Source organism: Halobacillus sp., assembly GCF_049282395.1.
Classification (GTDB): domain Bacteria; phylum Bacillota; class Bacilli; order Bacillales; family Halobacillaceae; genus Halobacillus.
The window spans coordinates 1-6,729 of the sequence record NZ_JBAPTY010000239.1 but is presented as its reverse complement, the minus strand read 5'-3'; the positions used below and the strand labels follow the sequence as shown (position 1 = coordinate 6,729).

The following is a 6,729-nucleotide window of genomic DNA, read 5'->3' as shown; positions in this document are numbered from 1 at the left end:
GGGTTTTCTCTATAGAACCCAATCGTGAGGCGTTTGATTTATTAGAAAAGAATGTTCAATTAAACGGATTGGAGAATAAAACCACTTTACTCAACCATGGGGTCGGAAAAGAACTAGGGAAAGGATCGATCGTAGGCGGTTCAGAAGATAATATGGGGATGAGTCAATTAAAAGGTGATGTGGAAGGTGATGTAGTGATTGAAACGATCGATCATTTATTCAGTGAGTTGAACAGAGTGGATGTAATAAAAATTGATGTGGAAGGGATGGAGATGGATGTGTTGCAAGGGGCAGTGAACACATTAAAAAAACACAAACCTCTCCTATATATTGAAACCACAACCGATGATAAGCTGCAACTTGTATATAGTTTTTTGAAAAAATTCAACTATAAATCACTCAAGCAATTCAACGCTACCCCAACAACTTTATTTGTGTAACCATTTTTCGAAGTGTATATTTGTCCTCTAAGAGTTTACTAGAACGCCCGGCACCCTTTCATATCAGGACTTTAATATTAATTTGACAGGATTGTTTAAAACCTATTTTAAAGTAACGAGCACCTTAAGAGTTTATTTAACTTTTGAGGGCTTTAATTTTATGGTGGTAAAATTTCATTTAATTTTTTCAGAAAGTGGAAGCCCCTCCGTGATCACTTAGGCGTTCATACCTCACATTTATAGGTGTTTTCTTTACTAAGAGTATGGACGGCATGGGGGGATAAGCAGAAGAAACTAGTCCATTACACATCACTCTCATTCTTAGTAGAGTAAAAAAAGGTCAATCCGGATATTTGGATTGACCTATTCGAATTTTTGGATATTCATGTAAGAATGGATGATTGAACACTATGAGAAAGCACGCTCTATCTCATTCCCATTTAAATGTTCGGCTGGCAATGGTAAAAGCGACAGCTAACCAGGCCACCAAAGTAAGCCAGTGGGGCCATAAGCCAAGAAAAGGTGTACCTACATTCATCGTTTCGCGAAGGGCGGTACTTAAATGAGAAATCGGAAGGACATGGACGAATGGCTGAAGATATTCCGGCATGGAGTTGATGGAGAAAAATACGCCGCCCAGGAATAGCATCGGGAACGAAGCAAAGGCTGCAATCGGGCCTGCACTTTCCGGGTTTTTAGCAAGACCAGCGATAATAAAGCCTATAGCCATAAACGCGAGTGTTCCTAATACGACGAACGTGAGCAGGGCAAGCCACGAGCCATTCACTTGAACATTAAAAAGTATGCTCGCCACGACCAGCACAAGTATGGCCTGTAAGCCATTTAACAGCACCCTGGCCGTGATTTGTGCAGCGATAAACGTTGAAGCTTTAAGACGAGTCCCTTGCATGCGCCGCAAAATTCCACGCTCTCTCCATGCGGATATTTGTCCAGCTACGCCGTTCATATTGTTATTCATAATCATCATCGCGACGATCCCGGGAACGAGAAAATCAATGTAGCCAATATCAAGCGCCCGTACTCCTTTAGGCTGGACGGCTACGACTGGCGAGTAGTCTTCAATATTTTTACTCACCTGGTCTACGGCAGAAGTGACGACGGTTAACCCGAGCTGGGAAGCTGATGCGTTGGTTTCGTTGTAATAAACGGGAAGGTCCAGTGCCTTGCTTTTTTCAGCATGGGTTTGTAAATGTTTGCCGTAACCTTTAGGTATTTCCATAACGACTTGATAATCATCTGTTTTGAGTTCATCTAATGCTTCGTCCACACTGTTGCTTTGATCTAGCTGGATGGCCTCATTTTTCTGGAAATTGGAGAGAAGCGCCTTGGATGCGGATGATTCGTCATGGTCGATGACGGCCATAGAGATACTCGTGCCACCACTATTTCCAAGAAAAGAGCCGAGGGCCAGCATCAGAATAATGGGAAAGAGGAGCGTGAAGAAAAGCACCTGGCGATTTCGTGCGAAAATCCTTAATTGCGCTAAGGTTAACTGCCAATAAGCCTTCATTCTCTTAAACTCCTTCCTGTCATATGTATAAAGACATCCTCGAGTGTTGCTGTTCTCGTCTGTAAATCCTGGAGTTTAAGGTTTTTCTCCTGGGAATGTTGAATTAAACCGATCAGTGTCACTTGAAGATCATCAGTGTAAACGACATACCATTCCTGCCTGCGAGTAACTTGAGTGACGCGTGGTAACTGTTGAATAAATGTATCGTCTTCATCAGGGGGGAGCGTAAACTCGATGGCGCTGTCCGAATGCAGGTCTTTTACTAATCTGGATGGAGTATCTAAGGCGATCAAATTCCCCTGATCCATAATACCAATGCGGTCACACAATACGTGGGCTTCATCCATGTAATGGGTGGAAAGAACGATGGTTTTTCCTTTTGCCTTTAGACTTTCAATGATATCCCAAAGTGTTCTCCTCGCTTGAGGATCTAATCCAGTCGTTGGTTCATCAAGAAAGATAATGGCAGGGTCATGAATAATAGCTAAAGCAATGGCAAGACGCTGTTTTTGGCCGCCCGACAATCCTTTAATTCGATCCTTTTTCTTTTCCGTTAACAGCATTTCATCGATTAATTCAGGAATAGAGACGTGAGTTGGGTAGAAGCTTGCGTACATTTGCATGATTTCTTGAACCGTTAACAATTCAAACAGCGAAGTGGATTGCAGCTGAATCCCAATAACCTCTTTCACTTTATTGATTTGCTTGCGAATATCGAAACCTGACAAGGTAGCTGTTCCATCGTCGGGTTTACGGAGTCCGACCAGCATTTCAATCGTGGTTGTTTTTCCAGCTCCATTAGGTCCGAGAAGACCAAACACTTCGCCGGCACTCACATGGAATTCAACGCCATTGACGGCTGTCATATTCCCGTATTTTTTGACTAATCTTTCAACATGGATCATTGTATTTAACATCACTTCAACTCCATTCACTTTCAATATACCACGAATGGAGAAGGGGGCGATTATTTGCTCCAAAAAAAAGTCTCTCAAGAGTTCAATTGACTCCCGAGAGACTTTCTTAGTATCGCGCTAGGCTATAAGCCTGATAAATCGTGATCATTTCTTCATCTTGAATACTCTGTACTACCTTTTCACTAAGCAGATAGATCTTCATACATGTATAAATTAGAATAAGCATTTATTTTCTTTTATTCCGATTCAGGAGAATGACCATAAAAGCTATAAATGCTCCAGCCACACTCATGGCCATAATGAGTACAGATACAAAAAATGAATCCATATTCGGCCCTCCTTTTTCAATTCTATTCAAATAGATTCATAATCTCACCCTTAGAAAAAGGCCATTCACTCTAAAGTGAGTTGATGTTTTAAATCAATAAGGTGGAACGGACGTATGTCCAGGAATATTCATAAACTGCGTGCTTTAAAAAGTGAAAGTCCCCCGGATCCATAGTCCGAGGGAAGGCCCTAATGGGAATGGTCGTGATGATCATCCCTATGATCTGAACAGATAATGGAATCCTCATGTGGGTGTTCGTTTGATTCGATTTGAATCGTCACGTGCCCAATTCCCTTTTCACGGAGCTGCTCTTCCACTCGTTTTAATAAGTGCTGACAATCTTGAATGGTAAGGTTTTGTGTAACTACTGCATGGCAGGAGAGTGCATTTTGACCACTAGTAATGCTCCAAACATGCAAGTCATGGATGTCTTCAATCTCACCCGTACTTTGAATGGTTTCTGCGATCTCTTCGAAGTTTATATTCTTAGGTGTTCCTTCCATAAGAACATGTACCGAATCTTTGGCTACCCGCCAGCCGCTAATGAGAACTAATACCGCTACAATCACACTTGCTAATGGATCGGCCCATCCCCAATTAAAGAACATGATAAGAAGGGCGGCTATGATTGCTCCAACTGATCCTAACAAGTCACCGAGCACGTGTAGAAATGCGGCTCTCAAATTTAAGTTGTGTTCAGTATCTCCCCGCATTAACATCCACGCTACAACGATATTTACGATCAACCCAATTATACCTATGGTTAACATTCCAACAGATGCTACTTCAGGGGGTTCGATAAAACGTTTATACGCTTCATAGAAAATGTAGAGAGCAATCAATACTAAGGTAACGCCATTAAATAAGGCGGCAAGAATTTCAAATCGTTTGTATCCATAGGTTTTACTGTAGTTGGCTACTTTTTCTCCCATTACGAAGGCTAATACTCCGACACCGAGAGATACAGAATCACTTAACATATGTCCTGCATCAGATAATAAGGCTAAACTATTAGTTAAGAAACCGCCTATTGCCTCAATGATCATATAAACGGTTGTGATGATAAAACTGATCAATAACGCTTTTTTGTTTGCCCCATGTGAATGGTCGTGCCCCATGGTTTAACCTCCTTTAATAATTGTCTTAAAACCATTGTTCACCTTTCAACAAAACTTATCCCATCTGGCATGAAGACCTTTGATAGTATAGAGATACTAACTAATATATGCGCACATATTCATATATACATGTTACAAGCATGAAGCGTTCACGTCAATCATATGATGTCATCTATATAGGAAGTTTTGGATAACCAATAATGGTTCTGAGAGGTGAAACATGTTACCTGTTTGGTTCATAAGTTCGGTTGCCTGTGGGGCGGGGGTTGGTCTAGGGGGAGTGTTTGCTTGGTTTTTGAAAGGGTTTAAGGTTAGTTTTGTTTTTGCCTATTCGACTGGGCTTATCTTAGGTATGGCTACTTTGGAAATGATACCCGATAGTCTCCAACTTGGAGGCTGGATGATTTTTGTATTAGGAATGACGGCAGGAGTTCTTTTATTTTGGTATATTCACCATGCCATCGATCATATAACGATCATCACCAGAAGCCCGAAACAGGATCTTATGCTGCGAACGGTTATGTTATTAACAGTGGGAATGTCCGCACACAATTTCCCCATGGGAGTTGTTTTAGGGTCAGGTTTGGACCATGAGTTGTGGACGGTAATGCTTTTTACTCTGATCACTCATAACATACCCGAGGGAATCATTATTTTTACACCTTTATTCCTGGCGGGGTATGGTATTGGATCTTTGGTGATGTTTACTGGAGTGGTTACGTTCCCGATTGCTTTAGGCTCATTTGTTGGGGGAGTGCTCAATATAAGTATCCCGTATGTATTAGCCTTTATTATGAATATAACGATAGCCATCTTGGTTATGGTAGCGGTATGCGAAATATTTATGAAAGCCCGTAAAGAGTCTTCTCTTTCATTTTGTATTTTATCAGGGGTTATAGGATTTGGAAGTATTTATTTTTTATTTGTTTTCCAATAAGTTTCTTGCAATGGTTTTTGAGAACGTCAACTAAGCTTGTTTGGAATTGACTGGATTACTTTTTCCTAGTTTTAAGTTTTCATATTCTCCTGCAGGGAAACCTCTTAGAAGAATAGTTTAGGAGGTTTTTGGATGATTAAAGCATTGGTGTTTGATGCTTATGGCACATTGTTTGATGTTCATTCCGTGGGAAAAGAATGTAATGAAATTTTTCCGAATAAAGGCGACGAAATCAGCCAGTCATGGAGAAAAAAACAGCTGGAGTATTTCTTCTTAAGACAACTGATGGAACGCTATAAGCCTTTTGACGAGATTACGAAGGATGCTTTGAATTATGCCTGTAAAGAGAATGGGGTCGAGCTATCCGAAGAGAATGAAGAGCGCCTCATGAACGCTTATTTAGAACTTGAGCTTTTTGAAGAGGTGGAAAATGTGCTGAAAGAGCTTTCTGATAAAAAGCTGGTGGTGTTCTCGAATGGTTCGGTCAATATGATTGATCCCCTTGTCGAGCAATCCTCGACCAATGACTACATTGATGAAGTGATCAGCGCGGATGAAATTAAGCAATATAAACCTACTCCTGCTGCCTATAACCATGCTTTAGAGAGACTGGATGTGAAAAGAGAAGAAATCCTATTCATGTCCTCTAATCCATGGGATATTACAGGTGCAAAAAGCTTTGGATTTAATACCGCCTGGATTAATCGCAAGGAACTTGTAGCAGAAGAGCTGGATATACAGCCGGATAGTGTCTATAGTGATTTAAGCGGAATTCGCGAGTGGAAATAGAGAAAGGAAAAAGGGCCCGGATCGGGGCCCTTTTTAAATGGGATATTTTATGTCGGAAGCAGCGAGATTAGGAAAGGTTTAAGAATTTTTTCGTCTTATACGCATCGAGGGCTAGAAACCGTACTTTCCTGATGAACCCGTCTTTTTTTAATTCGCTCATGATAGAGCTCGTCGTTTCTCTCGTCGCCCCGATCATGTTGGCGAGATCCTGATGAGTCAGTTTCAATTCAATGGTCTGCCAGTTTTGCTTACGGCGGCCGGTTTTCTGACTGAGCATCAATAACAAGTATAATAGTTGTTGCTTCACGTCACTTAAGGCAATTTTACGCTCATGCTGTAAAAGTCCTTCAATCTTGATTGAACTCATGATATCTCAACGCACTTAAATTTGTTCTATACCTCTTAAAGTATTTTCTTCATTTATAAAAAACGTGCAGCTCATTGATGAACTGCACGTTTTCTTTACTTCACGACAATAACCGGACCCTGGACGTATTTCACAAGTTTATGACTGACACTGCCCAGGATTAACGTCTGCCACTTATTACGTCCACGGCTTCCAATAACCACGCAATCATAATTTTCCTGATTGGCATATTCGATCATCTCTTCAGCGGGATCTCCATGTAACATCAGAAACTTAGTGGATACACCGGCGGACTCCACATA

At 41.1% G+C, this 6,729-nt stretch carries 8 protein-coding genes; 3 read left to right on the top strand and 5 right to left on the bottom strand.

Going from position 1 to position 6,729, the window contains the following annotated elements:
* The coding region (locus WAM07_RS10340; RefSeq protein WP_422166597.1) for an FkbM family methyltransferase at positions 1–440 on the top strand (440 nt) is incomplete at its 5' end.
* A 430-nt stretch (positions 441–870) separates the two neighbouring features.
* Here the strand turns inward: WAM07_RS10340 and WAM07_RS10335 are convergent.
* The 3 genes from WAM07_RS10335 to WAM07_RS10325 form a co-directional block, all read right to left on the bottom strand.
* The gene (locus tag WAM07_RS10335; protein ID WP_422166595.1) at positions 871–1,971 is read right to left on the bottom strand and encodes an ABC transporter permease; all 1,101 of its coding nucleotides are present in this window, start codon (positions 1,969–1,971) and stop codon (positions 871–873) included.
* A complete protein-coding gene (locus WAM07_RS10330) occupies positions 1,968–2,888 on the bottom strand; it encodes an ABC transporter ATP-binding protein (RefSeq protein ID WP_422166599.1) in 921 nt (306 codons plus the stop codon). Before WAM07_RS10330 ends, WAM07_RS10335 begins: the two co-directional genes overlap by 4 nt.
* 516 nt (positions 2,889–3,404) lie before the next feature.
* Positions 3,405–4,334 (bottom strand): cation diffusion facilitator family transporter, encoded by a 930-nt coding sequence (locus tag WAM07_RS10325; protein ID WP_422166593.1) that lies wholly within the window; start codon positions 4,332–4,334, stop codon positions 3,405–3,407.
* A 280-nt stretch (positions 4,335–4,614) separates the two neighbouring features.
* Between WAM07_RS10325 and WAM07_RS10320 the strand changes: the two genes are divergently transcribed.
* Together WAM07_RS10320 and WAM07_RS10315 are read left to right on the top strand one after the other, a co-directional pair.
* On the top strand, positions 4,615–5,271 hold the full coding sequence (locus tag WAM07_RS10320) for a ZIP family metal transporter (protein ID WP_422166591.1): 657 nt from the start codon (positions 4,615–4,617) through the stop codon (positions 5,269–5,271).
* A 132-nt stretch (positions 5,272–5,403) separates the two neighbouring features.
* Entirely contained in the window at positions 5,404–6,060 is a 657-nt protein-coding gene (locus tag WAM07_RS10315; RefSeq protein WP_422166589.1) for a haloacid dehalogenase type II, read from the top strand.
* Positions 6,061–6,127: 67 nt separating this feature from the next.
* Here WAM07_RS10315 and WAM07_RS10310 read toward each other — a convergent pair whose 3' ends face one another.
* Positions 6,128–6,427 (bottom strand): helix-turn-helix domain-containing protein, encoded by a 300-nt coding sequence (locus WAM07_RS10310; RefSeq protein WP_422166587.1) that lies wholly within the window; start codon positions 6,425–6,427, stop codon positions 6,128–6,130.
* 95 nt (positions 6,428–6,522) lie between these two features.
* On the bottom strand, positions 6,523–6,729 hold a 207-nt coding region (locus tag WAM07_RS10305), incomplete at its 5' end, for a universal stress protein (RefSeq protein ID WP_422166585.1).